This window comes from Ruegeria sp. ABF4_144, from assembly GCF_056160045.1.
Map to the genome: position 1 here is coordinate 818,607 of NZ_JBSWWK010000001.1, position 26,288 is coordinate 844,894.

General features: G+C 57.5%; 33 protein-coding genes. 18 read left to right on the top strand and 15 right to left on the bottom strand.

Going from position 1 to position 26,288, the window contains the following annotated elements; all coding sequences use genetic code 11:
* Nucleotides 1-5 precede the first annotated feature (5 nt).
* Nucleotides 6-449 (top strand): low molecular weight protein-tyrosine-phosphatase, encoded by a 444-nt coding sequence (locus ACXAGD_RS04240; RefSeq protein ID WP_475208697.1) that lies wholly within the window; start codon nucleotides 6-8, stop codon nucleotides 447-449.
* Here ACXAGD_RS04240 and ACXAGD_RS04245 read toward each other — a convergent pair.
* From ACXAGD_RS04245 to ACXAGD_RS04255, 3 genes are all read right to left on the bottom strand, one after another.
* Nucleotides 446-1,387: a LysR family transcriptional regulator gene (locus ACXAGD_RS04245; protein WP_475208698.1), complete on the bottom strand. Its 942-nt coding sequence runs from the start codon at nucleotides 1,385-1,387 to the stop codon at nucleotides 446-448. The two genes, ACXAGD_RS04240 and ACXAGD_RS04245, sit on opposite strands and share 4 nt — an antisense overlap.
* A 65-nt stretch (nucleotides 1,388-1,452) precedes the next feature.
* Nucleotides 1,453-1,764 carry a hypothetical protein gene (locus ACXAGD_RS04250; protein ID WP_475208700.1) on the bottom strand — a complete coding sequence of 104 codons (312 nt, stop codon included), beginning with the start codon at nucleotides 1,762-1,764 and terminating at the stop codon, nucleotides 1,453-1,455.
* On the bottom strand, nucleotides 1,761-2,867 hold the full coding sequence (locus ACXAGD_RS04255; protein WP_475208701.1) for a Hint domain-containing protein: 1,107 nt from the start codon (nucleotides 2,865-2,867) through the stop codon (nucleotides 1,761-1,763). The genes ACXAGD_RS04250 and ACXAGD_RS04255 overlap by 4 nt, the downstream gene beginning before the upstream one ends.
* A gap of 162 nt (nucleotides 2,868-3,029) precedes the next feature.
* Between ACXAGD_RS04255 and lepA the strand changes: the two genes are divergently transcribed.
* Nucleotides 3,030-4,829: a translation elongation factor 4 gene (lepA, locus tag ACXAGD_RS04260; RefSeq protein WP_475208702.1), complete on the top strand. Its 1,800-nt coding sequence runs from the start codon at nucleotides 3,030-3,032 to the stop codon at nucleotides 4,827-4,829.
* Nucleotides 4,830-4,881: 52 nt separating this feature from the next.
* Here the strand turns inward: lepA and ACXAGD_RS04265 are convergent, their stop codons facing one another.
* Entirely contained in the window at nucleotides 4,882-6,177 is a 1,296-nt protein-coding gene (locus tag ACXAGD_RS04265) for a tetratricopeptide repeat protein (protein ID WP_475208703.1), read from the bottom strand.
* Nucleotides 6,178-6,355: 178 nt separating this feature from the next.
* On the opposite strand from ACXAGD_RS04265, the gene ACXAGD_RS04270 reads away from it, so the two are divergent.
* From ACXAGD_RS04270 to ACXAGD_RS04280, 3 genes are all read left to right on the top strand, one after another.
* Nucleotides 6,356-6,535 (top strand): CTP synthetase, encoded by a 180-nt coding sequence (locus tag ACXAGD_RS04270; protein ID WP_475208704.1) that lies wholly within the window; start codon nucleotides 6,356-6,358, stop codon nucleotides 6,533-6,535.
* Between the two features lie 115 nt (nucleotides 6,536-6,650).
* Complete coding sequence (locus tag ACXAGD_RS04275; RefSeq protein ID WP_475208705.1) at nucleotides 6,651-7,136, top strand: hypothetical protein; 486 nt, start codon at nucleotides 6,651-6,653, stop codon at nucleotides 7,134-7,136.
* A gap of 169 nt (nucleotides 7,137-7,305) precedes the next feature.
* Nucleotides 7,306-7,752: a hypothetical protein gene (locus tag ACXAGD_RS04280; RefSeq protein WP_475208707.1), complete on the top strand. Its 447-nt coding sequence runs from the start codon at nucleotides 7,306-7,308 to the stop codon at nucleotides 7,750-7,752.
* 1,106 nt (nucleotides 7,753-8,858) lie between these two features.
* Here ACXAGD_RS04280 and ACXAGD_RS04285 read toward each other — a convergent pair.
* Nucleotides 8,859-8,996 (bottom strand): entericidin A/B family lipoprotein, encoded by a 138-nt coding sequence (locus ACXAGD_RS04285; protein WP_475208709.1) that lies wholly within the window; start codon nucleotides 8,994-8,996, stop codon nucleotides 8,859-8,861.
* A gap of 122 nt (nucleotides 8,997-9,118) precedes the next feature.
* On the bottom strand, nucleotides 9,119-9,460 hold the full coding sequence (locus ACXAGD_RS04290; protein WP_475208710.1) for an ArsR/SmtB family transcription factor: 342 nt from the start codon (nucleotides 9,458-9,460) through the stop codon (nucleotides 9,119-9,121).
* A 308-nt stretch (nucleotides 9,461-9,768) separates the two neighbouring features.
* Here ACXAGD_RS04290 and ACXAGD_RS04295 point away from each other — a divergent pair, with 308 nt between their 5' ends.
* The 6 genes from ACXAGD_RS04295 (at nucleotide 9,769) to ACXAGD_RS04320 (ending at nucleotide 13,518) form a co-directional block, all read left to right on the top strand.
* Nucleotides 9,769-10,401 carry an ATP-dependent Clp protease proteolytic subunit gene (locus ACXAGD_RS04295; protein WP_170384786.1) on the top strand — a complete coding sequence of 211 codons (633 nt, stop codon included), beginning with the start codon at nucleotides 9,769-9,771 and terminating at the stop codon, nucleotides 10,399-10,401.
* Nucleotides 10,402-10,532: 131 nt separating this feature from the next.
* Nucleotides 10,533-11,798 (top strand): ATP-dependent Clp protease ATP-binding subunit ClpX, encoded by a 1,266-nt coding sequence (clpX, locus tag ACXAGD_RS04300; protein WP_170332602.1) that lies wholly within the window; start codon nucleotides 10,533-10,535, stop codon nucleotides 11,796-11,798.
* Nucleotides 11,799-11,862: 64 nt separating this feature from the next.
* Nucleotides 11,863-12,225 carry a RidA family protein gene (locus ACXAGD_RS04305; protein ID WP_475208711.1) on the top strand — a complete coding sequence of 121 codons (363 nt, stop codon included), beginning with the start codon at nucleotides 11,863-11,865 and terminating at the stop codon, nucleotides 12,223-12,225.
* Nucleotides 12,226-12,304: 79 nt separating this feature from the next.
* Nucleotides 12,305-12,688, top strand: a complete 384-nt coding sequence (locus ACXAGD_RS04310; protein ID WP_475208712.1) for an NADH:ubiquinone oxidoreductase subunit NDUFA12 — start codon at nucleotides 12,305-12,307, stop codon at nucleotides 12,686-12,688.
* 12 nt (nucleotides 12,689-12,700) lie between these two features.
* The gene (mlaD, locus tag ACXAGD_RS04315; RefSeq protein ID WP_475208713.1) at nucleotides 12,701-13,153 is read left to right on the top strand and encodes an outer membrane lipid asymmetry maintenance protein MlaD; all 453 of its coding nucleotides are present in this window, start codon (nucleotides 12,701-12,703) and stop codon (nucleotides 13,151-13,153) included.
* A complete protein-coding gene (locus ACXAGD_RS04320) occupies nucleotides 13,150-13,518 on the top strand; it encodes a DUF2155 domain-containing protein (protein ID WP_475208715.1) in 369 nt (122 codons plus the stop codon). The genes mlaD and ACXAGD_RS04320 overlap by 4 nt, the downstream gene beginning before the upstream one ends.
* Here the strand turns inward: ACXAGD_RS04320 and aat are convergent.
* The 4 genes from aat to ACXAGD_RS04340 all read right to left on the bottom strand — a co-directional run bounded on the left by aat (nucleotide 13,473) and on the right by ACXAGD_RS04340 (nucleotide 16,698).
* Nucleotides 13,473-14,105, bottom strand: coding sequence for a leucyl/phenylalanyl-tRNA--protein transferase (aat, locus tag ACXAGD_RS04325; protein WP_475208716.1), 633 nt, complete (start codon nucleotides 14,103-14,105; stop codon nucleotides 13,473-13,475). The genes ACXAGD_RS04320 and aat overlap by 46 nt on opposite strands.
* A gap of 48 nt (nucleotides 14,106-14,153) precedes the next feature.
* The gene (gene accC / locus ACXAGD_RS04330; RefSeq protein WP_475208718.1) at nucleotides 14,154-15,503 is read right to left on the bottom strand and encodes an acetyl-CoA carboxylase biotin carboxylase subunit; all 1,350 of its coding nucleotides are present in this window, start codon (nucleotides 15,501-15,503) and stop codon (nucleotides 14,154-14,156) included.
* Between the two features lie 9 nt (nucleotides 15,504-15,512).
* Nucleotides 15,513-16,010: an acetyl-CoA carboxylase biotin carboxyl carrier protein gene (gene accB / locus ACXAGD_RS04335; protein ID WP_475208721.1), complete on the bottom strand. Its 498-nt coding sequence runs from the start codon at nucleotides 16,008-16,010 to the stop codon at nucleotides 15,513-15,515.
* A 151-nt stretch (nucleotides 16,011-16,161) separates the two neighbouring features.
* The gene (locus ACXAGD_RS04340) at nucleotides 16,162-16,698 is read right to left on the bottom strand and encodes a helix-turn-helix transcriptional regulator (protein ID WP_475208722.1); all 537 of its coding nucleotides are present in this window, start codon (nucleotides 16,696-16,698) and stop codon (nucleotides 16,162-16,164) included.
* Nucleotides 16,699-16,902: 204 nt separating this feature from the next.
* Between ACXAGD_RS04340 and ACXAGD_RS04345 the strand changes: the two genes are divergently transcribed.
* From ACXAGD_RS04345 to ACXAGD_RS04365, 5 genes are all read left to right on the top strand, one after another.
* On the top strand, nucleotides 16,903-18,198 hold the full coding sequence (locus ACXAGD_RS04345) for a short-chain fatty acyl-CoA regulator family protein (RefSeq protein ID WP_475208723.1): 1,296 nt from the start codon (nucleotides 16,903-16,905) through the stop codon (nucleotides 18,196-18,198).
* A 78-nt stretch (nucleotides 18,199-18,276) separates the two neighbouring features.
* A complete protein-coding gene (locus ACXAGD_RS04350) occupies nucleotides 18,277-18,657 on the top strand; it encodes a response regulator transcription factor (protein ID WP_475208725.1) in 381 nt (126 codons plus the stop codon).
* Nucleotides 18,654-18,968 carry a hypothetical protein gene (locus ACXAGD_RS04355; protein WP_475208726.1) on the top strand — a complete coding sequence of 105 codons (315 nt, stop codon included), beginning with the start codon at nucleotides 18,654-18,656 and terminating at the stop codon, nucleotides 18,966-18,968. Before ACXAGD_RS04350 ends, ACXAGD_RS04355 begins: the two co-directional genes overlap by 4 nt.
* Nucleotides 18,956-21,634, top strand: coding sequence for an ATP-binding protein (locus ACXAGD_RS04360; RefSeq protein WP_475208727.1), 2,679 nt, complete (start codon nucleotides 18,956-18,958; stop codon nucleotides 21,632-21,634). The genes ACXAGD_RS04355 and ACXAGD_RS04360 overlap by 13 nt, the downstream gene beginning before the upstream one ends.
* A 78-nt stretch (nucleotides 21,635-21,712) precedes the next feature.
* The gene (locus tag ACXAGD_RS04365) at nucleotides 21,713-22,813 is read left to right on the top strand and encodes a FliM/FliN family flagellar motor C-terminal domain-containing protein (protein WP_475208728.1); all 1,101 of its coding nucleotides are present in this window, start codon (nucleotides 21,713-21,715) and stop codon (nucleotides 22,811-22,813) included.
* A 1-nt stretch (nucleotide 22,814) separates the two neighbouring features.
* On the opposite strand, the gene ACXAGD_RS04370 is transcribed toward ACXAGD_RS04365, so the two are convergent.
* From ACXAGD_RS04370 to ACXAGD_RS04385, 4 genes are read right to left on the bottom strand one after another with little or no spacing between them, the layout of a single operon-like run.
* On the bottom strand, nucleotides 22,815-23,243 hold the full coding sequence (locus ACXAGD_RS04370; RefSeq protein WP_475208729.1) for a protein tyrosine phosphatase family protein: 429 nt from the start codon (nucleotides 23,241-23,243) through the stop codon (nucleotides 22,815-22,817).
* Between the two features lie 9 nt (nucleotides 23,244-23,252).
* Nucleotides 23,253-23,684: a DUF6691 family protein gene (locus ACXAGD_RS04375; protein ID WP_475208731.1), complete on the bottom strand. Its 432-nt coding sequence runs from the start codon at nucleotides 23,682-23,684 to the stop codon at nucleotides 23,253-23,255.
* The gene (locus ACXAGD_RS04380) at nucleotides 23,684-24,106 is read right to left on the bottom strand and encodes a YeeE/YedE family protein (protein WP_475208732.1); all 423 of its coding nucleotides are present in this window, start codon (nucleotides 24,104-24,106) and stop codon (nucleotides 23,684-23,686) included. The genes ACXAGD_RS04375 and ACXAGD_RS04380 overlap by 1 nt, the downstream gene beginning before the upstream one ends.
* Nucleotides 24,107-24,139: 33 nt before the next feature.
* Nucleotides 24,140-25,003: an MBL fold metallo-hydrolase gene (locus ACXAGD_RS04385; RefSeq protein WP_475208733.1), complete on the bottom strand. Its 864-nt coding sequence runs from the start codon at nucleotides 25,001-25,003 to the stop codon at nucleotides 24,140-24,142.
* A gap of 237 nt (nucleotides 25,004-25,240) precedes the next feature.
* Between ACXAGD_RS04385 and ACXAGD_RS04390 the strand changes: the two genes are divergently transcribed.
* On the top strand, nucleotides 25,241-25,462 hold the full coding sequence (locus ACXAGD_RS04390) for a hypothetical protein (RefSeq protein ID WP_475208734.1): 222 nt from the start codon (nucleotides 25,241-25,243) through the stop codon (nucleotides 25,460-25,462).
* 9 nt (nucleotides 25,463-25,471) lie between these two features.
* Here ACXAGD_RS04390 and ACXAGD_RS04395 read toward each other — a convergent pair whose 3' ends face one another.
* Entirely contained in the window at nucleotides 25,472-25,690 is a 219-nt protein-coding gene (locus ACXAGD_RS04395; RefSeq protein ID WP_170445090.1) for a hypothetical protein, read from the bottom strand.
* 162 nt (nucleotides 25,691-25,852) lie between these two features.
* On the opposite strand from ACXAGD_RS04395, the gene ACXAGD_RS04400 reads away from it, so the two are divergent.
* Nucleotides 25,853-26,122: a DUF2312 domain-containing protein gene (locus tag ACXAGD_RS04400; RefSeq protein WP_170445087.1), complete on the top strand. Its 270-nt coding sequence runs from the start codon at nucleotides 25,853-25,855 to the stop codon at nucleotides 26,120-26,122.
* Nucleotides 26,123-26,288: the final 166 nt, after the last annotated feature.

Sequence of the window (26,288 nt, forward strand, 5' to 3'; positions counted from 1 at the left end):
TGCCCATGACCCACCGTATCCTCTTTGTCTGTCTGGGCAATATCTGCCGTTCCCCCGCCGCCGAGGGCGCGTTTCGTGCACGTGCGCCACAACACGTGACCGACAGTGCCGGAACCTCGGGCTGGCATGTCGGTGAACCGCCTTATGGACCGATGCAGGCGGCCGCGCAGGCGCGGGGTATCGATCTGAGTGACCTGCGGGCGCGGCAATTCGTTACTGAGGATTTTGATCGGTTCGACTTGATCATCGGCATGGACGCCGAGAACATCTCGAACATCGAAGCCTTGCGGCCTATTGGGAACGAGACCTCGGTTCGCCTGCTGACCGATTTCGCGCCTCAGACCGGGGCCGATCATGTGCCCGATCCTTATTATACGCGGGATTTTGACGGGGCGCTGGACCTGATCGAGGAAGCCGTGGCGGGGCTTGACGCGTATCTGCAGGTCTAGCCCATCACTTTTAGGCGGTCGGTCAGCCACGGCAATTGCGCGAGCGCCGGATCGACGATCTGATTGCGCATCAGGCGGCGCATCATGCCCGCGACCTCTTGAGGAACCTGATCGGACCAGTCGGTACGTGTGAACAGGGAAATCGTGCGAGCGAAATCACCGAACGGCGCGGGGTGCGCCTCGAGCGCGTCGTGAAACCGGGTAGCCCGCATATAGCCGAGCGGAGTGGTGATCGCCCATCCCAGCCCGCGCGCGACCATCGCCATCATTGCCAGATGCGAGCCAATCTCGAACCGTTCTTCATAGTCCAGCCGCTGCCTGGCCAGATGCGCCTCAATCTGGCGGCTGATAAGCTGCTCGCGTGCATAACGCAGAAAGGGCAGCTTCTGTACGGCGTTTTCGACCCCTTTGGGTGTCACAAGAATGAACGGGTCTTGGACCAGAGGGTACTCGACCACCCCCTCCAACACCTCGCCGGAATGGGCCGACACAACCAGATGCAGGCGCTGGGCCTCCAAGTCTTCGAACAGATCCAGGCTGGGCAGGGTTAGCAGTTTGAATTTCGATCGGGTCAGGCTGTCGGCCAGCAGGGTCGCCAGCCGCGGCGTCAGGTCATTGTCGAAATCGTCGATCAACCCGATGGACAGGGTGGTCAAATGTCCCAAGTCCATCACAGCCAACTCGCTTTGAGCCATCTGCAACTCGGCCAGTACCGACTCGGCCCGGGCCAGAAAGCTGCGGCCTGCCTGCGTCAGTCGCATTGGACGGCGCCCGTGATCGACCAGATTGGTCCCCAGGGCGTTTTCCAGATTGCGCAATTGCTGCGATACAGAGGGCTGGCTGAGTCCTGTGATCTCGGCAGCCTGCGCCACCGATCCTGTCCGCGCCAGCGCCTCGAACACTTCGAGCCCGCGCAGGGTCAGCCCTTTCATAACCATAAAATATCCCTTTCGCTGCGCCTTTCTGAGGCGCAGTTCGGGTCAGGTCAAGGTTTCAGAGGCAGTTAGCTGCAGATCGCCTGCGCCATCTGGCCGAAGTTCCGATAACGATCCCACAGCGCATCGTCGCGTGCGGTCTTCGACATCTTCAACTCTTGCGCCTGATGGGGATCGTTGAACCACTTGGCGACTGTCTTCTGATCGCTGCGTGTCAGGGCCTGATCCGCAACACGCTGGATACAGCTGCACCGGTCCCGCGTTGCGGCCGTCCGGTCGGATGCCAGACACGCGCGCTTGATCTGTGCCGCATCAGCTGTCTGTGGGGCCGCCGCCGAGATCGACGTGGCACAAAATGCGATTAAGAGGAACTGTTTCATGCTCGAGCCTCGTTTTTGCCTGCCCGGAGAGATCTATCGCCCCTCTCGGTCTGGTCGGGAGTATGAATCAAACGCCCTTGTGGATCAATGGACAAGATTTTCTGTATCAGAAACATGGCTTCGCGCCGCTTCAGGGCTAATCTTGCAGTCTGCATCGCGATGTGACTTTGCGCATCGATATCGGGGAAGAACAGAGCGTCGGGGTCATCAGACGCGCTCGACGGTGCCGCAAGAAGGCTTTCCGAAGCCGCGCCATTGGCTTTGATCACTGCGTGCCGATCCAGCAGAAGGTGATGGTAGCAGGCCGTTTTTTCATCTGACATTTCGGCAAGCCCGGCGTCTACAAGGCTGACGGCGGGCACAAAAACCTCGGATACGCCAAAATGCAGTTCGGCAAGTGGGTGGATAACCAGAAGCCTATGCTGTTGCGACACCATCAAGGGCGCAAAGTTCGTCAACACACCTGTCGGGATTTCTACCATCCGGAACCGCCCGGTTGCGATCACATCCCGTGAACCGACCCAGCGGACAGGGGCTAATCCGTCGTCCTGCGTCCAAACCACGTCGCCAGGTTTTATCGTCTCGATAGGGATATCCCGGCTATCGGTACGGATCAGCGTACCGCGGTGGTAACAGATCGGCGTGACGTAATCGACTGCCGCAAAACTGGGTCCTTCCTGCGCGCCGACGACCTGTAGTTGCACCCCAGCCGGAGGAAATTCACCCGGACCGCCGATAAAGGCAATCCCTTCGACCGTTGCATAGGCCGGGGACGAATTGTTCACGTTGAAGGCAATGGCCTGATAGGTGTTCACCCCATCCGTCAGTGTTATGCCGTATTCGGCCTCGACCGGTGTGCCGCCTGTGAACAAGGTGCCGTCAATGGTCTGATCACCATCCAGTGTCTGATTGCCGTCATTGTCGGCAAAATTGGCATCACTTCCGCCGTCGGTGATGAACACTTCGGTGGCTGCGCGCGAGTCGATCGTGATAGTCTGGCCAATCAGGTGGCTACCGTCGCCCTGATTAAGGCCGTCCAGCCCCTGCGCCAACGAGATTGACAGCTGGCTTTCACCCAGAACAAAGATGGAATAGTCGGCCATGTGCTATACTGCTCTCTCATCGGCGTTTTGACCGGGTGTTAGCAAAATCGCCGGCAGACCTCAATTTACAGTAAACGCGGCTGGTCAATAACGCGCTCTGAGTGTCCTGTCAGGGCGCTTCCCGGCTTGACGAGGGGCCATTCTACGGACATATCCCGATCCATGACTGACCTCGCTCATATCCGCAATTTCTCCATCGTCGCGCATATCGACCATGGCAAATCCACCCTTGCTGACCGGCTCATCCAAGAGACCGGAACGGTCAAGGATCGCGACATGAAGGAACAGCTGCTCGACAGCATGGATATCGAGCGCGAGCGTGGCATCACCATCAAGGCCAACACGGTACGCATCGACTATACCGCCGACAATGGCGAGCAATACGTGCTGAACTTGATCGACACGCCCGGTCACGTGGACTTTGCCTATGAGGTCAGCCGTTCCATGCGCGCGGTCGAGGGTTCTCTGCTGGTCGTGGATTCGACTCAAGGGGTTGAGGCGCAGACGCTGGCGAATGTGTATCAGGCCATCGACGCCGATCATGAGATTGTGCCCGTGCTGAACAAGATCGACCTGCCCGCGTCGGACTGCGACCGCGTGGCCGAACAGATCGAGGACGTGATCGGTATCGACGCGACCGACGCCATTCAGGTCAGCGCCAAGACGGGGCAGGGTATCCATGAGACGCTTGAGGCCATCGTCCAGCAACTGCCTGCACCGCAAGGCAATCTGGATGCGCCGCTCAAGGCGATGCTGGTGGATTCGTGGTACGACGCCTATCTCGGCGTGATCGTTCTGGTCCGCATCATGGACGGCACGCTGAAAAAGGGCATGCGGGTCAAGTTCATGTCGAACAACACCCTGCACCATGTCGACCGCGTCGGCGTCTTCCGCCCTGAGATGGAGATGATCGACGGCCTCGGCCCCGGTGAGATCGGCTTTCTCACGGCTTCGATCAAACAGGTCCGCGACACCCGCGTGGGTGACACCATCACCAATGACCGCAACGGGACTGAGGACGCGCTGGACGGGTTCAAACCCGCGCAGCCGGTGGTGTTCTGTGGCCTATTCCCCGTGGACAGCGCCGAATTCGAAGACCTGCGGGATGCCATCGACAAGCTGGCGCTGAACGACGCCAGCTTCAGCTTTGAAATGGAAACCTCTGCCGCGCTGGGCTTTGGCTTCCGCTGCGGCTTCCTCGGTCTTCTGCACCTTGAGGTCATCCGCGACCGCATCGAACGCGAATATGATATCGAGCTCATCACCACCGCGCCGTCGGTGATCTATCACGTCTACATGAAAGACGGTGAGATGATCGAGCTGCACAACCCCGCCGACATGCCCGACCCGTCAAAGGTCGACCATATCGAAGAACCGCGCATCAAGGCGACCATTCTGGTGCCCGACGAATACCTCGGCGACGTGCTGAAACTCTGTCAGGACCGCCGCGGCATCCAGCTGGACCTGACCTATGCGGGCAGTCGCGCCATGGTCGTCTATGACCTGCCGCTGAACGAGGTCGTGTTTGACTTCTACGACCGCCTGAAATCGGTGACCAAGGGCTATGCTTCGTTCGACTACCAGATGACCGGCTATACCGAGGATAATCTGGTCAAGATGTCGGTGCTGGTGAATGACGAACCCGTCGACGCGCTGTCGACCATGGTTCACCGCGATCGGGCCGAGATGCGGGGCCGGGCGATGTGCGAAAAGCTCAAGGACCTGATCCCGCGCCACATGTTCAAAATCCCGATTCAAGCCGCCATCGGAGGCAAGGTGATCGCCCGCGAGACCCTCTCGGCGCTGCGTAAGGACGTGACCGCCAAATGCTACGGAGGCGACGCCACGCGGAAACGCAAACTGCTGGACAAGCAGAAGGCCGGGAAGAAGAAGATGCGCCAGTTCGGGAAAGTGGATATCCCGCAGGAGGCGTTTATTTCTGCGTTGAAGATGGATAGTTAACGCTGATGCTTCAGATTCCACTCCAAGAGGCTAGTGAATTAAATTCGAGAAGCTATTCAAGAAGTATCTCGGCACCTTCGATTGTGAGGACTAGGGCGCGAAAATCTGGGTCATTCGAGTATTGATCAAAAGCTTCGTCAGCTAGAACAAGTATTGCTCTGGTCGGATTCTTTTCAATTAACCTACCAAGTTCAATTATCATATTTGATTTTTGATCGGCAAGTGCGTACACCCTTGCAAGAGAGTAATCTATTTCATGAGTGCTTTGCCCTCTGTATGCTTCTAGCACTTTTAAGGCCTCTGAGAAATTGGGGTTTGATAGTTCTGTAAATGATAACGCCATATTAGATGCCATTGTGTCTTGGTTTGCCTCGGGCAAGTCTATTCCCTCTTTTAAAACATCAATTGCTTTTTGATGGCGCTCGTCGCGGATCGTTTCATCTACGGTTTCCTGAGCCCAGGAAAAATAAACGCTGCTAAGATTATTATACAAAGCAGGTATGTTGGGATCGCTATTTATTGCAGAAAGGTAGTGAGATTCTGCCAATGAATACTCTTCTTCACGCAGATACGTTTCCGCGATTTTTGCGTCATAAAAAGCGGTGTTATCATCTGGATCAATTTCTTTGGCATCAAGCAGCTTGGCGCGCGCCGCCGCATATCTACCTTGTGAACTCAACACTTCTGCATCACGAATGTATCGCATTTCTGGAGGCAGTTGATCACCAAATGCATCCAATATTCCGAGTACGCCCAAGCTATCTGCAGAACTCATTTCTGTCTCAGCGCTTGGGGCCAACCTCGAAGCTACCTCCAGACGGGTTATTAGTTCGGATACTCTGGTGTCAAGTTTCGAGAGTTGAGAGAGCTGAAGCTCAAGTTTCGTGGTGAAATTTCCGGTGTTTTCATCTAACCTAACCAAGGTTTTATTAAGTGCCGTTTGAAGATTGTTGAACCCTTCATTGAAGTCATTAGCTGCTTGCCGAAATTTGACAATTGTTGGCTCAAGATCCTCTATCTTGTCTTCAAATTCACTGGGTATCTTTTCAACTTCTTTTCTGATTTCCGATATGTCTCCATTTATGTTCTCAACTTCTCCCCCAATACTTATTGTGTTCCAAAGAGAGCCGCCGGTAGCCGCTAAAACAATAGCCCCAGCGGCAAATAAGGTTGCCAGAGGGGGCGTTTTCTTTTCAAGTGCGCTGACTTCTTGCTTTACTTCACTTGAGGTTGTGTTCAGAGAGGTCACTTTTGCTTCAAGGTCTTTTATTTTTTCAGATTGGTTCTTTATTTCAGCAAGCTTGTCGGAAATTATTCGCAATTCTGCTGATACCTCGGGGTCTGGCATTTGGGTTCCTATCTATTGGTTTCTTTAAAATAAACTGGCTGATTTTAGCAAAAGTGGTGTTTTTGATCAAGTAATTCAAATGCTTGTCGTTGGGAATATGCAACCTGACCCAGATCAAGGCTCTCTCCCAGCCTCGGTTCTAGTCTCCGCTAAAACAGACTGAAAAAACGAGGCCCCCATGTCGCCCCTGACGCTGATCCTTCACATCTTCCTTGGTTCCACCCTTGCCGGGTCCGCTGTGATTGCGGTTCTGGTCATGGGCTATTCTTCGTGGACGGCCATCCTGATTGCCGCAGTTGTGGGTTTTGTCGCGGCGTTCCCGGTCTCGTTTGTCGTGGCCCGCAAGCTCGAAGGCTGAGCGCCCGGTTTAGACGCAAAGAACGGAATGTGTTATCCTCCGCGCGGGGGACCGCGTTCAGGCGGTTTTTCTTTACATGCTTGCAACGCCAGCCCCTCAGAAATGAGAGGTTATTATGCACAAGTTCTTAACAGCGACCACTACCACAGCCCTAACCCTCGGCCTGTCCGCCGGCTTGGTCATGGCCGAGACCTACGACGCCACCGGCAAGGGCATGGGGATGAATGCGAACCAGGTCTATGGCATTGCGGACGGCCATGCGGTGATCAAATCGCAGACCGACTACGATAGTTTTGAGGTCGCCGCCGGGCACCCCTTGGAAGGGGCGTCCGGTTCGTGTTTTGGTGCGATACTGATCAACGGGGCCGGCGTCTCGGGCACCGGAAATTGTGTGTTTGACACTGCGTCAGGGGAAAAGGCGGTGATGACCTGGATCGCCACCGGGATTGGCGCGGATGGCGCTTTGACCGGTGACTGGACGGTTTCGGGCGGCTCGGGCAACTGGGCGAGTGCAACCGGAGGTGGCAGTTTTTCGTCTCTGACAGACCCCGATACAAAGAAATTCGTCAATACGATCACCGGCAATATCACTGTCGAATAAACCTGCTTACACAATGGATTAGGACGGGGGATAAGCCCCCATCCGCCCGAAACGTCTGAGAGTTCGATGAACCACAGATGAAGTTTCCCTTAGGTAAGTTGTAACTGGCGTACTCGCTTCCAATCTGTTCAGCAGGCCAAGGACGGCCACTGTTTGGAGGAGAGAGCCAATGACCAGATACATGACTGCCGGAGCAGCCGCTCTGGCCGCGACCCTCACCCTTGGAACGGCCGCTCTGGCCGACGCGCCGGATCTGCGCGGCACATGGTTGGGGTCGTATACGACCGTCTCGCCATCTCATACCCATCGGGGTGAAGAGCCTCGGTTCAATCAGGCCGAATGGATGTTGGATATCCAGATTCAGGAAGAAAATGTCTTCTGGGGCCCCAGCAAGTGGCGGCGTGATGGCGACACCGAATGGAATGAGAACGAAGCCACCGGCACCATCAGTCTCGATGGATCCGGCAATATCGGGATCATTGAAACCTCACCGTTGGTCATCGGCGCGAATGCGTTGATCGATGCGAAATACGAAGACGGAAAGATCTTTGCAGATTTCCGTAGCCTGCGTAACGGAACGACCTACAGCACCGTTCTGGAACGTCAGGTGAACTGAAGCGTCTCTGGCCCAATCGGTCTGTAGGGGGTACTGGCTGCGATTTACTGCGGCGTGTAATAAGTCATCCCGTTTGGGCCGGAGCGCTTCTCAGGAAACGGAACCATTGCCTCCAACGGACGGGGGCGAGTCGGGCGGCCATTACGCCACCTGCGATAGGGTTTGGATCAATACGTGCTGGAATGCGGCATCGCTTGGCACAGACGATCCAACTTTCGTGAACCTTCAGCACGCCGTCGCAGGCGGGTTAGGGGCACGTCCGGCTCTGGTTCCGTTTTCATGTCTCTCTATAAAAAAGAGATCACACGAATCGCGGAACCGAAATCCGAAGGGCACGGCGCCATGATTTCCAGCGCTTAAGTCCGCCATCGCCATTCGCAGTTGCAGAAACACGGCCTGATCGGGTGTTTTGGCCCGATTCAGAGTTTTCCTGCTTCAAGTCGGCGGAGCAGTGCAACTTCCGGAGTTATCCACAAAATTCTCCCACTGGATATCAACACGTTATCCCCGCCTAATTTTTATGCTGCAGTGCTATTTTCTTGTCGGATCATGGCCTCGGTGCAACCATGAGCCCACCACCACAGCTCCTCGGAACTTGGGTGGGGCGCAAAGGCCAGGGGGTCGGCGCGGTAAGGCCAGATTTTAGGATCTGACTTGTTGTGCAGAGACTTACCGGTGGACGGTCGTGTGATCGGGATGCCGCATCCGGATCAGGTGGCCAGCCTCTCAGAAGGTCGGCGCGTGCGGTGAGGCGCTTTTCGGCGCGTCACGGCAGCCTTGGTGTGCAACACGTCCAGGGCAACTGGCTCGGGACGTCCCCCGGACGTTTCGACCCGGCGAGGCGTCAGGGGTGTCCGCAAGGATACATGCATAGACCGTGTCTAAGCACCTGACGCCTTTTCCTTTGCCGTATTCGCGGATTGAAACAGGCTGCCACTTTACCCTTGTTTGACAAAACGGCGGGGCCTTGTGTCTTCACAAGTCCCCGCTGGCATATCAGAAATGTAATACGGCGTCCGCGCGCTCATAACCGAAAACTGTGGTGGTTCGGCAGAAGCTCTTAGGGTGTGCAGGCCGCGTGCTACGTAGCTTAGCTCACCCAGAGGTCAGAGGTTTTCCTGAACGTCCGTGGCTGCGTTCTGGATCGCATCACCAGCGTTTTCGATGTCTTTGCCGGCGCCTTTTGCGGTTTCGCAGGCGGTGAGGGTGAACAGGGCTAGCCCAATCAGAATTGCACGGATCATCAGTGTCTCCATTCGTGTCAGTCCTGTGTTGCGTAGCAGTTTTCCTTGAATGGAACCAGTGCTTTGACGCCTGTGCAGGTCTTGTCTGCCGAAGAGCCCAGGCCGGCGGCAGTATTGAGCAATCAGCCTTTTTCCTCACCGCAGAACATGTCGTAAACCAGTTCGATCATGCGGCGTGGGCGGTCATCGGCCAAACGATAATAAATCGCCTTGCCTTCGCGTCGGGGCGTCACCAGTCCTTCAAGACGCAAACGGGACAGTTGCTGGGACACGGCCGCTTGGCGGGCGGACAGCAGCTCTTCCAATTCAGTCACTGATTTTTCGCCCGACACCAAGTGGCAAAGGATCATCAGCCGACCTTCGTGGCTGATGGCCTTCAGGAAATTGGATGCGCGCGTTGCATTTTCGACCATCTTGTCGAACGACTCGGGGGGCATATCTTGCGAAAGCTGGGGAAGGGCCATCGTTTGTTTCCTTTTTTGCCCTCAGACAGGGGCAGTTTGGTGTGGGTGGTTCTACATGAGTAAAAAGCTTGGGTACATATTCTGATCATGTATTTCCATATGCATGAATCAAAATGACGTGATGTGACACGGAATTTCCAAGCGAGTGCCTTTTCTTTGAACGCCAAGGTAGCCGGTCGTACCCACATGGCACGGCCACAGTCACGAAGTCATCTGTCCCCCTTGCAGCCCCCCGATGGCGACACTAAGACTCAGGTAACGTTTATTCGGGTAATGTCCCGATCCATAGCAAAGCAGGCAGGTTCAGAATGTTCGATCCAGTTGATACCTATATGAATACGCTCGTTCCGATGGTGGTCGAACAGACCAGCCGGGGCGAACGCGCCTACGACATTTTCTCGCGCCTTCTGAAAGAGCGGATCATCTTCATCAACGGCCCGATCCATGACGGGATGAGCCATCTGGTCGTTGCCCAGCTTCTGCATCTTGAGGCGGAAAACCCCAGCAAAGAGATCTCGATCTACATCAATTCGCCTGGCGGCGTTGTGACCAGCGGTTTGTCGATTTACGACACAATGCAGTATATCAAGCCGAAATGTTCGACATTGGTAATCGGTCAGGCCGCCTCGATGGGGTCGGTTCTGCTGGCCGGTGGCGAGAAAGGAATGCGGTTCTCGCTGCCTAACAGCCGCATCATGGTTCACCAGCCCAGTGGCGGATATCAGGGTCAGGCAAGCGACATCATGATTCACGCTGCCGAGACACAAAAACTAAAAGATCGCCTATATGACATTTACGTACGTCATACCGGGCAGACTAAAAAAGCGGTTGAAAAGGCGCTGGATCGTGACAATTTCATGAGCCCGGAAGAAGCGAAAGACTGGGGTCACATCGACGAAATCGTCGAAAACCGCGCCAAAATGGACGGTGACGACGCCTGAGTATGAGGCCCCGCGCGGGTCGCGCGGGGCGCATTTTGAGATTGTAGCCGTCTCGGTGCTGTCCTAAGCTGCACCAACAGGCGGCAAGCGGTCCAAGGGGGACCGCAGGGACGAAGTCCGAAAGGTAGAACATGGCGACGAATTCAGGCGGTGACGGCAAGAACACGCTCTACTGCAGCTTCTGCGGCAAAAGCCAGCATGAGGTACGCAAGTTGATCGCGGGCCCGACCGTGTTCATCTGCGATGAATGCGTCGAACTGTGCATGGACATCATCCGCGAGGAGACCAAAGCCAGCGGGCTGAAATCCTCGGACGGTGTTCCAACACCTAAGGATATCTGCGAAGTTCTAGACGATTACGTGATCGGCCAGGCCACCGCCAAACGTGTTCTGTCGGTCGCCGTACACAACCACTACAAGCGCCTGAACCACGCTCAGAAAGCGGGCAGCGATATTGAGTTGGCAAAGTCCAACATCCTGCTGATCGGCCCGACCGGTTGCGGTAAGACGCTGCTGGCGCAGACGCTGGCGCGTATTCTGGACGTGCCGTTTACCATGGCGGACGCCACCACGCTGACCGAGGCCGGTTATGTGGGTGAGGATGTCGAGAACATCATTTTGAAACTGCTGCAAGCCAGCGAATATAACGTTGAGCGCGCGCAGCGCGGCATCGTCTATATCGACGAGGTCGACAAGATCACCCGTAAGTCTGAGAACCCCTCGATCACCCGTGACGTGTCGGGCGAGGGCGTGCAGCAGGCGCTGCTGAAGCTGATGGAAGGCACCGTGGCGAGCGTTCCCCCGCAAGGTGGGCGCAAGCATCCGCAGCAGGAGTTCCTACAGGTCGACACCACGAACATCCTGTTCATCTGCGGCGGTGCGTTTGCGGGTCTGGACAAGATCATCGCTCAGCGCGGCAAAGGTTCGGCCATGGGCTTTGGCGCAGACGTGCGGGACAATGACGAACGTGGCGTGGGTGAGATTTTCAAAGATCTGGAACCCGAAGACCTGCTGAAATTTGGACTGATCCCGGAATTTGTCGGCCGTCTGCCAGTTCTGGCAACGCTGGAGGATCTGGATGAGGACGCGCTGGTCACGATCCTGACCAAGCCTAAGAACGCTCTGGTCAAACAATACCAGCGCCTGTTCGAACTGGAAGATGCTGAGCTGGCCTTTACCGATGATGCGTTGAAGGCGATTGCCAAGAAGGCCATCGAACGGAAAACCGGCGCACGCGGTCTGCGGTCGATCCTCGAAGATATCCTGCTGGATACGATGTTCGAACTGCCCGGCATGAAAAACGTGACCGAGGTTGTGGTCAACGAAGAGGCGGTTTCGTCCGACAAGCAACCGTTGATCATCTACGCGGATGCGGCGGAATCGGCCTCGGCCGGTTAAGCTCAAAACGGTTTAACAAACACGGCGCGGTGATCACCGCGCCGTTTTCTTTTTGGGGATCATTATGACGATCAAACGCATTTCCTCGGGCGGCGAATTTGAGGCCAAAATCGGCTATTGCCGCGCAGTGGTTGCAGGCGGCTGGGTTCATGTCGCCGGAACGGTAGGGCAAGGCGCTGATGTGACCGCGCAGTGCCGCTCGGCGCTTGAAACGATCGGCAAGGCGCTGACCGAAGCCGGAGCCAATTTTGCCGATGTCGTGCGCGTGACCTATATGCTGCCGGACCGGTCCGAGTTCGAACCTTGTTGGCCAATTCTGCGAGAGTACTTCGGCGACAATCCACCGGTCACAACGATGATTGAGTGCGGCTTGATTGATCCGAAATTCCGGATCGAGATCGAAGTAACGGCATATTTGCCGGAATAGTAGGTGCGGCCCTAGTGGCACTGGACCTTGGCGATCCTTTGGTCCATATCTGCGGGAACAGAAATGTCGGAGGCAACCGATGGGTATCCTGAATAGTCTATTGCGGGCCGTAACCTGGTGGAACGGGGCCACTCTGAACACACAGATCTATACCGCGCGCAAGGGCGTCAAGGTCGGTGAGGACAATGAGGGCAACGTCTTCTATCGCAATGCCGACGACAGCAAGCGCTGGGTGATTTTCAATGGCGAGGCCGAGGCCAGCCGGATCGACCCAGACTGGCACGGTTGGTTGCACCGCACTTGGGATGAGCCGCCGACCGACAAACCGCTGCAGCACAAGTCCTGGGAAAAACCGCATCAAGAAAACCTGACGGGAACGGCATTGGCCTATACTCCTGCGGGGTCTCTGCGCCGGGTCGACCCGGTCGAGCGCACGGATTACGAGGCCTGGAGCCCGGAATAAACGAGGCGAGCAATGTCGAGTTACAACGTTACCGAAGTTCTTGTCGGTGGGGCCGTGCTGGCCTGTGCCGTTGCCTTTGGCGTTTATGCAAGCCAGTCTACCGGCCTGTCGCAAGGTGGTGCCGGATATCAGCTTGCGGCGTCGTTTCGCTCGCTCGAAGGCGTCGGTGTAGGCACAGATGTGCGTCTGGCGGGGGTCAAGATCGGCACTGTGACCGGCGTCACCCTGAACCCGGACACCTATCGCGCCGATACCACATTCTCGATCGCTGACGGCATTCTGGTACCTGACGACAGCGCTATCGTGATTTCGTCCGAAGGTCTGCTGGGCGGCAACTTCGTTGAGGTGATGCCGGGCGGCTCACCGTTTTATTTCGAACCCGGCGATCAGGTTGAAGACACGCAGGGCGCGGTCAGCCTGATCTCGTTGCTGGTCAAATTCGTGGCCGGAGACGGCAGCGAATGAGGCGTTTTGCCCTGATCGTAGCTTTGCTGGCTTCCACGGGCGCAATGGCCCAGCAAAAGGTTCAGTCGGGCCCCGGAGCCATCCTTCGGGGTTTGGACAAGGTTAGTGGCCAGACCGTCGATGTGGAAATGCAGAACGGCGAAACCACGGCGGTATTTGGTCTGGACGTGGCGCTGGGGGATTGCCGTTACCCGGCTGAGAACCCGACCGGTGACGCCTTTGCCTATCTGACGATCTGGGAAAAAGGCAAATCAGATCAATTGTTTGACGGCTGGATGATCGCCACGTCACCAGCGCTGAACGCGCTGGATCATTCGCGTTACGACGTTTGGGTGATCCGCTGTATGACCCCATCGGCTGATTGAGCCAGCGGCGCGGTGAAATCCGCGCTGGCGTTGATCGCCTCTTCCAGTTCCCGCCGGTATTGCGTTCGGGGGATTTCAATCGCGCCCAGTGATGCCAGATGTGCGGTCAAAAACTGTGTGTCGAACAGCTGAAACCCGGTTTGCCGCAGGCGGTCCACCAGATAGGCCAACGCGATTTTCGAGGCATCAGTCCGGCGCGAAAACATGCTTTCGCCAAAAAACGCGGCGCCAAGGGTAACACCGTAGACTCCTCCAACCAGCTGATCGTCCTCCCACACCTCGAGCGAGTGCGCGTGTCCAGTGTGGTGAATTTGACGATAGAGGTCTCGGAGCTCGTCGTTGATCCACGTGTCCGCGCGATCAGCGCAGCCGTCGACAACCCCCGCAAAGTCCTGATTGATTGTTACCGAAAATCCGCATTTGCGGATGCGCCGTGTAAGGCTGCGCGAGACGTGAAAGCCGTCGAGGGGAAAGACGCCACGGAATTTGGGATCAACCCAGAACAGTTCAGGCGCGTCACGGTGTTCGGCCATCGGAAAAATGCCGATGGAATAGCCGTGCAACAGAAGTTCCGGGGAAAGGCTCATGCAGAGTGCCCGAAGGCCGAAGGGCAGGCACCCTTCGGCCTGTTTAGTTTAATCGGCCATATGCTCCGCAAGCCAGTGCTCCAACCAGTGGATGTTGTAGTTGCCGCTGTGGATATCGGGTTCTTGTAGTAGCGCGTGGAACAGTGGAACGGTGGTGTCGATACCGTCCACGATCAGCTCACCCAAAGCCCGTTCCAAACGTGCCAGCGCCTCGGCCCGGTCACGGCCCTGAACAATCAGTTTGGCAATCAGTGAGTCGTAATAGGGCGGGATCGAATACCCATCATAGAGTGCCGAATCCATCCGAACACCCAGCCCCCCCGGCGCATGATAGGCCGAGATTTTGCCCGGACAGGGCGAGAAGTTGGGCAGCTTTTCAGCGTTGATCCGAACCTCGATGGCGTGACCATTGATCTCCAGATCATCCTGTCCGAACGACATGTCCTCACCAGCGGCGACAAGGATTTGCTCGCGCACCAGATCGACCCCAAAGATGCCCTCGGTCACCGGGTGTTCCACCTGCAGTCGGGTGTTCATCTCGATGAAATAGAACTCGCCGTTTTCGTATAGGAACTCGATGGTGCCCGCGCCGATATAGTTGATCTTGGCCACAGCATCGGCGCAGATCTTACCGATCTCGGCGCGTTCCTCCGGGCTGATCGCGGGGCCGGGGGCCTCTTCGAATACCTTCTGGTGGCGGCGCTGCAGCGAGCAGTCGCGCTCACCCAGATGGACCGCCTTGCCCTTGCCATCGCCAAAGACCTGAATTTCGATATGGCGCGGCGTGGTCAGGTACTTCTCGATATAGACCTCGTCATTGCCAAAGGCGGCTTTTCCCTCGGCCCGAGCGGTCATGAACGCGCTTTCCATCTCACCCGCATTCTGCGCGACTTTCATGCCGCGACCGCCGCCACCTGCGGTGGCTTTGATGATGACGGGGTAACCGAATTCCTCACCGATCTTTTTGGCAGTTGCCAAGTCAGGCACGCCGCCGTCCGAACCGGGAACGCAAGGCACACCCAGTTGCTTCATTGTATCTTTGGCGGTGATCTTGTCGCCCATAACGCGGATGTGTTCTGCGGTGGGGCCAATGAACGTGATGCCATGGTCCTCGACGATCTGAACGAATTCAGCGTTCTCGGACAGGAAGCCATAACCCGGGTGGATCGCTTGCGCGCCGGTGATTTCACAGGCCGAGATGATCGCGGGTACCGACAGATAGCTTTGCGGGCTGGGCGGAGGGCCAATGCATACCGATTCGTCCGCCATGCGCACATGCATCGCATCGCTGTCGGCGGTGGAGTGGACGGCAACCGTCTTAATCCCCATCTCGCGCGCGGCGCGGATGACGCGCAGGGCGATCTCGCCTCGGTTGGCAATCAGGATCTTGTCGAACATGGGCCCGCCTTACTCAACAATGACCAGAGGGGTGCCGAATTCCACAGCGTCGCCGTCGCCGACCAGAATACGCTTGATGGTGCCTGCCTTGGGCGCGTGGATGTGGTTCATGGTTTTCATCGCTTCGACGATCAGCAGGGTGTCGCCTTCGGACACAGATGCACCAACCGAGATGAACGCAGGCGCACCCGGCTCGGGCTGCATGTAAACGGTGCCGACCATGGGTGAGGTCACGGCGCCGGGGTGGCTGGCAGGATCTTCCTGAGCAGCGGGTGCTTCGGCGGCGGCAGGGGCCGCAGCAGCAACCGGTGCGGCAGGAGCAGCAGCCGGAACTGCGACTTGTACCGGAGCGGCGGCGGCCTGGGTCATGCGGCTGACGCGCACGTTCAGGCTGTCTTCCTCGCCATATTCGCGTTTCACCTGCAGTTCGGTCAGGTCGTTCTCGCGCAGCAATTCGGCCAGTGCCTTGATGAATGCCACGTCCGCTTCGTGTTTGGTGTCTGTCATGAGTGTCCTCGACGGTTCCCCTTTGGCCCGTCTGTTCCATGCGGGCTTTGGTCTGATTACGCAGCGTTATAAGCCATGCGCCCGGTCATGAAAAGCGCGTCTGAGCCTGTCAGATGAGGGTTTTAACGAAGAATTTGGGTGGTGAAAGAGGCTAGAGTGGCATTCCCGATAGTTTTGCCACCAGTTCGGGCAGTTTGCGGGCTCCGAATTTCTCCAAAAGGCGCGCACGGTAGGCCTCGATCGTGCGATAGCTGAGGTTCAGTTCAGCCCCGATTTCCTTGGCAGATAAGCCACGGCAGGACAAGATCGCCACTTCGCGTTCACGAGCGGTCAGCTCGACTAGGGGGCGCTCCTCCGAGATGTCCGAAAAGCTCCAGATACCGTGGCGGAAGGGGTCATCCGGGGTCAGCGACCGCCCACGCGCGCGGCACCAGAACAGATCGCTGTTGCGCCGCCGCATGACGCGTTCATCGGTGTAATAACCAGTGTCGCGCATTACCTGTAGGCTGCGCGCACCGATGCGCTCCCAGTCGGCAACAGAGGGATACAGGTGCAGCAGGGGCATATTGCGGTAATCCGCGGCCTCTCCGCCAAAGGTGCGGGCGAACTGCAGATTGCAGCGCCGGATGATCCGGTTCTCCAATTCAACAAGTCCGACTGGCGCATATTCAAAGGCGGGGTCGCTCATACGGCCATCGTGCCGGGATTTCAGCGGAAATAGAAGGGGTCCGCCGCAAATTCTACGCGGACATCGCCTGCTTGGAAGGAATGAACTCTGTCAATCTTGTAAAGGGTCTATGAAAATTCTTCTCTAACCAATAGAAATACATAAAGACTTCTGAAAATAGTCTGGGACCAAATCGGGTGGTTTCGTTTTGTACGAGGTGAGAACATGCGCGACACGCTGACAGGCAGCCGCATTCGGGAAAGGCGTCAGATTGCTGGCCTGCGGCAGGCGGAACTTGCGCGTCAGGTCGAGATTTCAGCATCTTATCTGAATCTTATCGAACATAACCGCCGCCGGATTGGCGGCAAGCTGCTGGTCGACATTGCGGCGGCGCTGGCCGTGGAGCCCTCAGTTCTGACGCAAGGGATCGAGGCTACGCTGATCTCGGCCCTGCGCGAGGCCGCCGCCGATGCGGTGGGTCAGCAGGCGGAATTAGATGCGCTTGAGGAATTCGCCGGACGGTTCCCCGGATGGGCGGGTGTGCTGGCACAGATGCATCGCCGCGTCGTAACATTGGAGCGTACAGTGGAAACGCTGTCCGACCGTCTGACACATGATCCGCATCTGGCGGCCTCAATGCACGAGGTTCTGTCGACTGCAGCCGCGATTCGGTCAACCGCTGCAATTCTGGCAGACACGCAGGACATTGAGCCAGAATGGCAGGATCGGTTTCACACCAACCTGCATCAGGATGCCGAGCGTTTGGCCGAAAGCTCCAAGTCGCTGGTCGCTTATCTGGATGAAAGCGATTCTGATAGCGATCACCGCGGTGTGCCGTTGGAAGATGTCGAAGCGTTTTTCGATGCGCACGAGCACCATTTCCCTGAAATCGAAAAGGGCGGAGAGCATGCAGACATTGACCTGGGCGATCTGAATTCGAGCGCGGCGAGAACGGTGGCTCGTGAATTTCTGAAAGTCTATGCCGCGGACTCCAGGGCGATGCCATTGGACGAACTGCAGGCCGCTCTGTCCGAGGCCCCGCTGGACCCGTTGCAACTTGCGGCGCGGTTTTCGGTTAATGTTGCAGCGGTGCTGAGGCGATTGGCTGCTTTGCCGGGCGGGTATCTGGGGCGACCGACGGGCTTGGTGGTGTGCGATGCCTCGGGCAGTATTTTGTTCAGCAAGTCCGTTCCCGGTTTCGCCATGCCCCGTTTCGGTGAGGCTTGCCCTCTGTGGCCCGTGTTTCAGGCGCTGAACCGGCCGTTGGTGCCCATCCGCAAACGCATCGTACAGCTTGGGCGGACGGCGGCGGTGTTCGATTGCTATGCCTACGCATGGCCGCAGCACGTTTCCGCTTTTGATGACGCGCCGGTTTATCGCTCGGTGATGCTGGTGCGTTCGGTCGAGGATGTTGCGCAGGATGAACAAACAGTTGCCCGGGTTGGCCCCAGTTGCAGGGTATGTCCCAGCAGTGATTGCGCGTCCCGTCGCGAACCCTCAATCCTGAGCGAAGGTTTTTGACAGTTTCCTGACAGAACGCGTAAGCTGGCGGAGATGGGTCATTCAGTTTATGACCTGTCACGGGGAGGACAGATAATCATGAGCCGCAAGGTTCTGCTAATTGAGGATGAGCCGAACATCGCCGAGGCCATTCGGTTTCTGCTGACGCGCGAGGGTTGGCTTGTCGAGACGCATGCCGAAGGCAGTGACGCCTTGCAGGTCATTCAGGGCGCAAGCCCGGATCTTGTGATTCTTGACGTGATGTTGCCGGGTAAAAGCGGGATGGAGATTTTACGAGACCTGCGCGAAGTCGAAAGTATGCAGGGCCTGCCGGTTCTGATGCTGACCGCACGGGGGCAGTCGCGGGATCGAGAGATGGCCGAAAATGCCGGGGTTAGTCGTTTCATGACCAAGCCGTTTTCCAATACCGAAATGCTGACTGCAGTGCGAGACCTGCACGCGCAGGCCACCCAGTCATGAGTTCCGACGAAGACCGTCAGCCCTCGGGCGTTCGGCCTTCGCTGTTTCTTGAACGGCAGAGCTATCGTCGCCGCAGATTATCCGATGCCGCGCGTCTGCTTCCTTTTCTGGGGGCGGCCCTGTTGGCCATACCGCTGTTATGGCCCGATGGTCAGGGAGGGCAGGAGGGCGTCTCACTGTCTGCCGCGATCTTTTACATCTTTGCGTGCTGGGCAGCGATGATCTTGGCCAGCCTAGTATTTGGATTTGCCGCCAGACGCATGGGTACCCATGAGGAATCCGAACCCGAGACGGATCGATGGCAACGCTGAACATTTTGATTCTGGTCTGCCTGGGTTATGTGGTTCTGTTGTTTGGCGTCGCCTTTGCAGCCGACAGAATGGCTGCTGCGGGGCGGGGGGCCTGGCTGCGGTCGCCACTGGTTTACACGTTGTCGCTGTCGATCTACTGCACCGCCTGGACGTTTTACGGTGCTGTTGGCAATGCCGCACGTTCGGGGCTGGAGTTTGTGACGATCTATCTGGGTCCAACGCTGGTCATGATCAGCTGGTGGTGGGGGCTGCGCAAGCTGGTACGGGTCGGGCGCAGCCAGCGGGTGACCTCGATCGCCGACCTGATCTCATCCCGGTACGGCAAATCTAATACGCTGGCGATCTGCGTGACCATTCTGGCGGTGTTGGGCGGCACCCCTTATATCGCGCTGCAACTGCAATCCATCACCCTGTCGTTTTCGATCTTTGCTGAAGCTGACCCCACGGGCCTCTATCGCGAAGGCTCCAGCGTGTTTTGGGTGGCGGCGGGGTTGGCCGTGTTTGCTATCCTGTTCGGTACGCGAAATCTGGACGTTAACGAGCGCCACCACGGTGTAGTCACCGCCATTGCGCTGGAGTCGGTTGTCAAACTGTTTGCCCTGCTTGCGGTCGGCGCGTTTGTGGTCTGGGGCGTCGCGGGCGGTGTCGGGCCGATGATGGAGCGCATCGACGCGTCTGAGATCGGCCAATGGAACGTGGACGCAGGGCGCTGGACCACCTTCATCTTTCTGTCTGCTGCAGCCTTTATCTGCCTGCCACGAATGTTTCAGGTCATGGTCGTCGAGAACGCGGATGAAGGGCATCTGAGAACCGCTGCCTGGGCTTTCCCGCTCTATCTGCTGTTGATGAGCCTGTTTGTGGTTCCCATCGCCGTTGTTGGACTGGACTTGTTGCCCGAAGGCTCGAACCCCGACCTGTTCGTTCTGACCGTACCGCTGTCGCAGGGCAATGAATGGCTGGCGATGCTGTCCTTTATCGGCGGGTTTTCTTCGGCCACGTCCATGGTCATCGTGACGGCTATGGCGCTGTCGACGATGGTGTCAAACCACGTGGTCATGCCGATCTGGCTGAGCACTCAGGAAGGGTCCGGTTCCATATCCGGCGATGTTAGGAGCGTGGTGCTGGTAGCCCGCCGGGTGTCGATCGCGGTAATCATGGCGCTGGCCTACTATTACTATCGCCTATCCGGGGGTGGGGCGGCGCTGGCCTCAATCGGGTTGATTGCTTTTGCCGGGATCTCTCAGATTCTGCCTGCTTTGGTCGGCGGCCTGTTCTGGCGCGGGGCGACCCGGACAGGCGCCCTGGTTGGGCTGACAGTGGGATTCCTGCTATGGATCTATACCCTGCTCCTGCCGGGTATGGATGGGGCGCTAATGTCCCAAGCGGTTTTGCAAAACGGCCCGTTCGGCCTGGGTTGGCTGCGCCCGCAGGCCCTGTTCGGGATCGAGGGCATGGATCCGATGGTTCACACGGTCATGTGGTCACTGTCCCTGAACACCATCGCGTTCTGTGTCGCCTCGTTGCTAAGCTTCCCCAGCCCGCTGGAACGCCTGCAGGGGGCGCAATTCGTCAACGTTTTTGATCATTCTGTTGCGCCACGCGGCTGGTCCGGGTCGGTTGCGCAGAGCGAAGACCTTATGATCATGACACAGCGGATACTGGGCACCGGCCCCGCGCAGGAGTTCTTTCAAGCCGAGGTAGAGCTGCAGGGTGGACGCTCCAGCCTGCCCGAGCCTACCCCCGCATTTCTTGAGCGACTGGAACGAGAGCTGAGTGGCTCTGTTGGCGCCGCCACCGCCCACGCTATGATTGGCCAGATCGTCGGCGGTTCGTCCGTGTCGGTCGAAGACCTGCTGGCTGTGGCCGACGAATCCGCGCAATTGCTGGAATATTCCAGCCAGCTGGAGGTGAAATCCGCTGAGTTGACCCGAACTGCGCGGCAGTTGCGTGAGGCCAACACCAAACTGACGCAAATCTCGGAACAAAAGGACAGCTTCCTTAGCCAGGTCAGTCACGAGCTGCGCACGCCCATGACCTCGATCCGCGCGTTTTCCGAGATCATGCGCGATACCGAAGGGCTGAGCGGTGAAGAACAGACGCGCTATGCCGCGATCATCCATGACGAAGCGTTGCGCCTGACCCGGTTGTTGGACGATCTTCTAGACCTGAGCGTGCTGGAAAGTGGACGGGTCCATCTGAATGTTGGTGACGACACACTGCGCTCGGTGCTGGATCGGGCCGTGCCCAGCGCGCTGGCGGGTTCGCACAGGACCCTCACGGTTCGGCGTACGAAGACAACAGAGCGCATTCCGCTGCACACTGATCTGGATCGGTTGGGTCAGGTTTTTATCAACCTGATTTCCAATGCACAGAAATACTGTGATGCCGAAGAACCGGTGCTTACGATCTCAGCCCATGATGTCGGTGGCCAGGTGGTGATTGATTTCGCAGACAATGGCAGCGGCATTCCTCCCGAAGCCCGCTCGATGGTATTCGAGAAATTTGCCCGCGTGGGCGTCGACAAGGCTGGTGGGGCCGGGTTGGGGCTGGCGATCTGCCGCGAGATCATGCAGCGATTGGGTGGAGAGATTACTTATCTGCCAGGGCAGGACGGGGCGGCGTTCCGTGTCAGGCTGCCGATGGCATATCAACAGGCAGCCCAGTGACGCTGATGTAAAGGTATTCGTAACCTGAACCGGGTTAGACCGGATGTCAGATACAGCAAACAACAACGGTTTTGGGGCATGACGCAAACTGTCAGCGCAGCTTTGGTGCGCAAGCTTTCAGTCGGGCAGGAAGAGCAGGGCGACAAACCGCGTTCGGTCCTGCGCGCGCTGCGGCTGGCCTTTGCCCGCGCTGCAGGGGAGCGGTTGCAACTGCCCATGGTTGTTATTGGGGCCAGGCAATCCCACCGAACTCCGGACGTGTTGGCGGAGCAGATCGGCGAGGATTGGTTGCTGATGCAATTTGTCGATGAAGACGGGATGTCGTCGGCCATTTGCATGGATTTGGGCGCGGTTTCGGCCATTGTTCAGGTACAAACCATTGGTCATGTAATGGCGGATGAGCCCACACCCCGCGCCTTTACGCATACTGACGGAGCAATGGTGGCACCTTTGGTCGAAGACGCCTTCGCGCGGGCGGTTGATCTGGTTGAGACACCGGGCGATCAATCCAGCCTGTCCGGGATGGAGTATTCCGCTCGTCTTGCCGATCTGCGTACTTTGTCGCTGGCCATGGCCGAAGACGCGTATCGGGTGTTTGACCTGACTGTGGAACTGGGCGGCGGTTTGCGACAAGGGCAGATTTCCGTGATCCTACCAGACCGAACCACTGAGAACGCCGAAGACGTCACGCAAGAGGATATCGGCCCAAACCTTGAGCAAGCATCAGGGGTGCTGCGGGCCGAATTGAACACGGTGATCTGCCGTATGTCCCTGCCTCTGGCATCTCTGTCGCAACTCAAGGTAGGGGACGTTCTGCCCCTGACAGGATCAAGGCTCGACCGGGCCGAGGTTCTGACGATTGACCGCAACCGCGCTGCGATTGGCCGGTTGGGACAATGCGGCGGAATGCGCGCTGTGCGCCTGAACGAATACGCACCGCTGACAGGGTTGACCCAGTCCGAGGCTGAGGAATTTCTTGAGGCCCGAACGCCCGCAACGCCGGAGCCCGATATGCCTTTGCCAACAGAGATCTCGCAAGTGCCTGTCCAGTTCGATCCCGGTGTGACTAGCGACATTGGACCTGACCTGAATTTCACCGATTCAGATCAGATGGTTGCCGAGATTTCGCAACTCGCTGGGCTGAAACTCTCAGACACAGACCCTGGCGGCCTTGGTTGACTCAGTCGGTGCCGCGAATCTGATCAAGGGTCGGGCGCAGGTTTTCCAGTGCGTAGCCCGCTTTGGTGGTGGCATCCAGAATGTCGTCGGTGCTCATCCGGTCGCATTGACCTAGCGCCCAAATCACGGAGCAACGGGTGCCGGAGGCACAATAGGCCAGAACCGGTCCGCTGCAGCTTTCGGCCAATTCGCGTTGCAGGGCTACGTTCTCGGGCGTCATGGTCTGGTGGGTCAGTTCCAGAACCTCGTATTCCAGCCCCGCCGCGCGCACCGCGTCACCGATCACATCGGACTGCATGACGGCCGGAACCTCAACGTTTGGCCGGTTGCAGATCACTTTGACAAAGCCGGCTTCGGCAATGGCTGGAACGTCCTCGACCGTGATTTGCGGCGAGACGGCGTAGCGGGGGGTAATCGTGCGAATCTCCATGGCAATTGATTAGGCCGGGTTTGCGACTCTGTCCAGTTGCGCGCTCAGAGTCGGCGCAGCGTACATCCCAGCGATCATGGCCAGCAGAAAGACAACTCCGCCAACACCGCCATAGCTGAGCGAGGCAAGGGCAGGCCCGGGGCACAGCCCAGCCAGAGCCCAGCCCATCCCGAACAGGACAGAGCCAAGGATCAGGCGGCGGTCCAGTTCTTGCGCGACCGGATGCGGAAACTGGCCGCCGGTCAGGGGGCGTCGATGCGTGGTCAAGCGCCAGGCGATCAGCATTGGTAGGATCGCCCCGCCCATCACGAAGGCAAGCGTCGGGTCCCAATGCCCGAATAAGTCCAGCCAACCCTGTACTTTGGTTGTGTCGGTCATCCCCGACAACAGCAGGCCCGCGCCGAACAAAGACCCGGCTAAAAGCGAAACAAGTGCACGCATCAGATCACTCCCCAGACATGGCGGAATAGGTAGATCGTAACAACTCCGGCACCGATATAGATCAGGGTGGCGACGATGCCGCGCATCGAAAAACGCGAAATCCCACAGACACCGTGACCGGATGTGCACCCCTTGGCGATCCGTGTTCCGGCCCCCACAAGCAGACCAGCGATGATCACCACGGCGAAATTGCCGGTCAGATGTGTCTCGGGTGCAGGAGAGAGCAGGGGCCGCAGCAACAGTGGCATCCCGATCATGCCTGCCAGAAAGCTCAGCCGTTCCAGCGACCGGTCACTGTTGTCGACCAGTCCACCCAGAATACCACTGGCCCCCATGATGCGTCCGTTGCCCAAAAGATAGATGGCGGCGCCGAGCCCAATCAGAAGGCCCCCGCCAAGGCCCCAAATCCAGTCTGTGTACATTCTTGTGTCCTTTGCCGTGCTGCGGCCAGTAATTCAGAGTTTGTTCAAAGGAAGTTTGAGGAACACGTCACCATGTTCATCCGCCGGTGGCATTTGCCCCGCGCGCATGTTGACCTGCAGGGACGGTAGGATCAGGCGCGGCATACCCAGCGTTGCATCCCGGGCGTCGCGCATCTCGACGAATTCCTCGATCGGGCGGCCCCGACCGATATGAATATTCAGCGCTTTCTGCTCGCCAACCGTCGTCTCCCACGCATATTCATCACGCCCCGGTGCTTTGTAGTCGTGGCCGACGAAAACGCGGGTCTCATCCGGCAGCGACAGGATTTTCTGGATCGAGTCGTACAGCATTGCGGATGAACCACCTGGAAAGTCGCAACGCGCCGTGCCGAAGTCCGGCATGAACAAGGTGTCGCCGACAAAGGCCGCATCGCCGATCACATAAGTCAGGCAGGCCGGCGTATGCCCGGGCGTGTGCAGCACGTCTCCGCGCATCTGGCCAACGTGGAAGCTGTCACCTTCGTGAAACAGGGCGTCGAACTGGCTGCCATCTCGCTGAAACTCGGTGCCTTCGTTGAAGATTTTTCCGAAGGTTTCCTGAATGGTCACGATCTGATCACCGATACCGATTTTGCCGCCCAATTCCTGTTGTAAATAGGGGGCAGCTGACAGGTGGTCGGCGTGGACGTGGCTCTCAAGAATCCATTCAACCCGCAGGTTTTTTTTGCGTACGTGATCAATGATGTGATCCGCTGAACGCGTGCTGGTTCGGCCCGAGGCGTGGTCGAAATCCAGAACACTGTCGATGACGGCGCAGGCAAGGCCTTCGGGCTCCTGCGCCACATAGGAAACCGTAAAAGTTTCGGGGTCAAAGAACGCTTTTACATTGGGTGTCATAGGCCCCTCCGCCGGTTTCGCCATCTCATATATTAATTACGGAATGTGTAATATTCAACATGCATAATTTGATACTGGTCAAGGCATAGTAGCCTCAGTAAGAGTAATATTTAGTCAAATCGCTTTTGAACGCCGAAACAGCAGACCAGACAGGCGAATACCCGCCCGTTTTTCCGGTAATCTAAGCAAGTCTTAAAATGGTCACATATATCGGAGTGAATGAAGACATTTGGGAGGATGGAAATGTCGTCTATCAATTTATATTCAGAAGCCGAACAACTAGAAAAAAAGATCAACGGCGCATGTCTGGATACGCGGCTTGCCCTTCAGCCAAGCCTGACAAAAGTGATCGAACGGATGCGCCAAGAGGGTATGCACGTCCCGTCGCGTCTGCGGCGATTGGATGCAGCCTTGTGTGAAGACGCCATGGAGGCGCGGTTTGATAATCTGCCGGTTTAGTTTGGAAGGTTAGCCGAAGGAAATCCCCAAGATTACCACCATCAAACCAATCACCGACAGAAACAAAGACGCCAGATTCCACGGCAGAACACCCTGAACAACGGCGCGCAGCTCTTCATCCGAGAGGCCGGATTTGCGCGCCTTCATCACATGTGCAATGCACCAGACCAGGCCCACAAGCCCGGCAAGCGACAGGGCGGCCCCGCCCCAGGTGATGAATTCGAACATGGTTCCCCACATTTGCTTGTCATGTTCCTCTGCGCTTAGCCGAGAACCCCCGCGCACACAAGCCCGCCTGCGATTGTGCGCTTGCGGCGCGGGCGGCGGCAATGTATCCGGCATATTGCCCGCTGCCACAGAAACAGAAATCACCCTCTGGGAGAGACGTATATGGATGACATGACCGAAGATCAGGCCTCTGCCAATTATCGCGTAACCGCCGGTGAACTGCGCCAGTTCATCGAGCGGTTCGAACGACTGGATGCGGAAAAGAAGGATCTGGCGGAACAGCAAAAAGAGGTGATGGCCGAGGCCAAAGCCCGCGGCTACGACACCAAGGTCATGCGCAAGGTGATCGCTCTGCGCAAACGCGACAAAGACGATATCGCCGAGGAAGAAGCCGTACTGGAGATGTACAAGGAAGCGCTGGGCATGAGCTGAGGCTCGCCTGACTGTACACTCAAGATGTTCGATACATGTGTGCCCCGCAGGGATTGTGTTGATCCGGGGCGCACACGACCTTCCAAGGGCAGGGAGGTTTCAAATAGGCTGAAGCTGGGGTGTTTCTGACCGCATACACCCCTGACCGGACAGCTACGCAATCGCG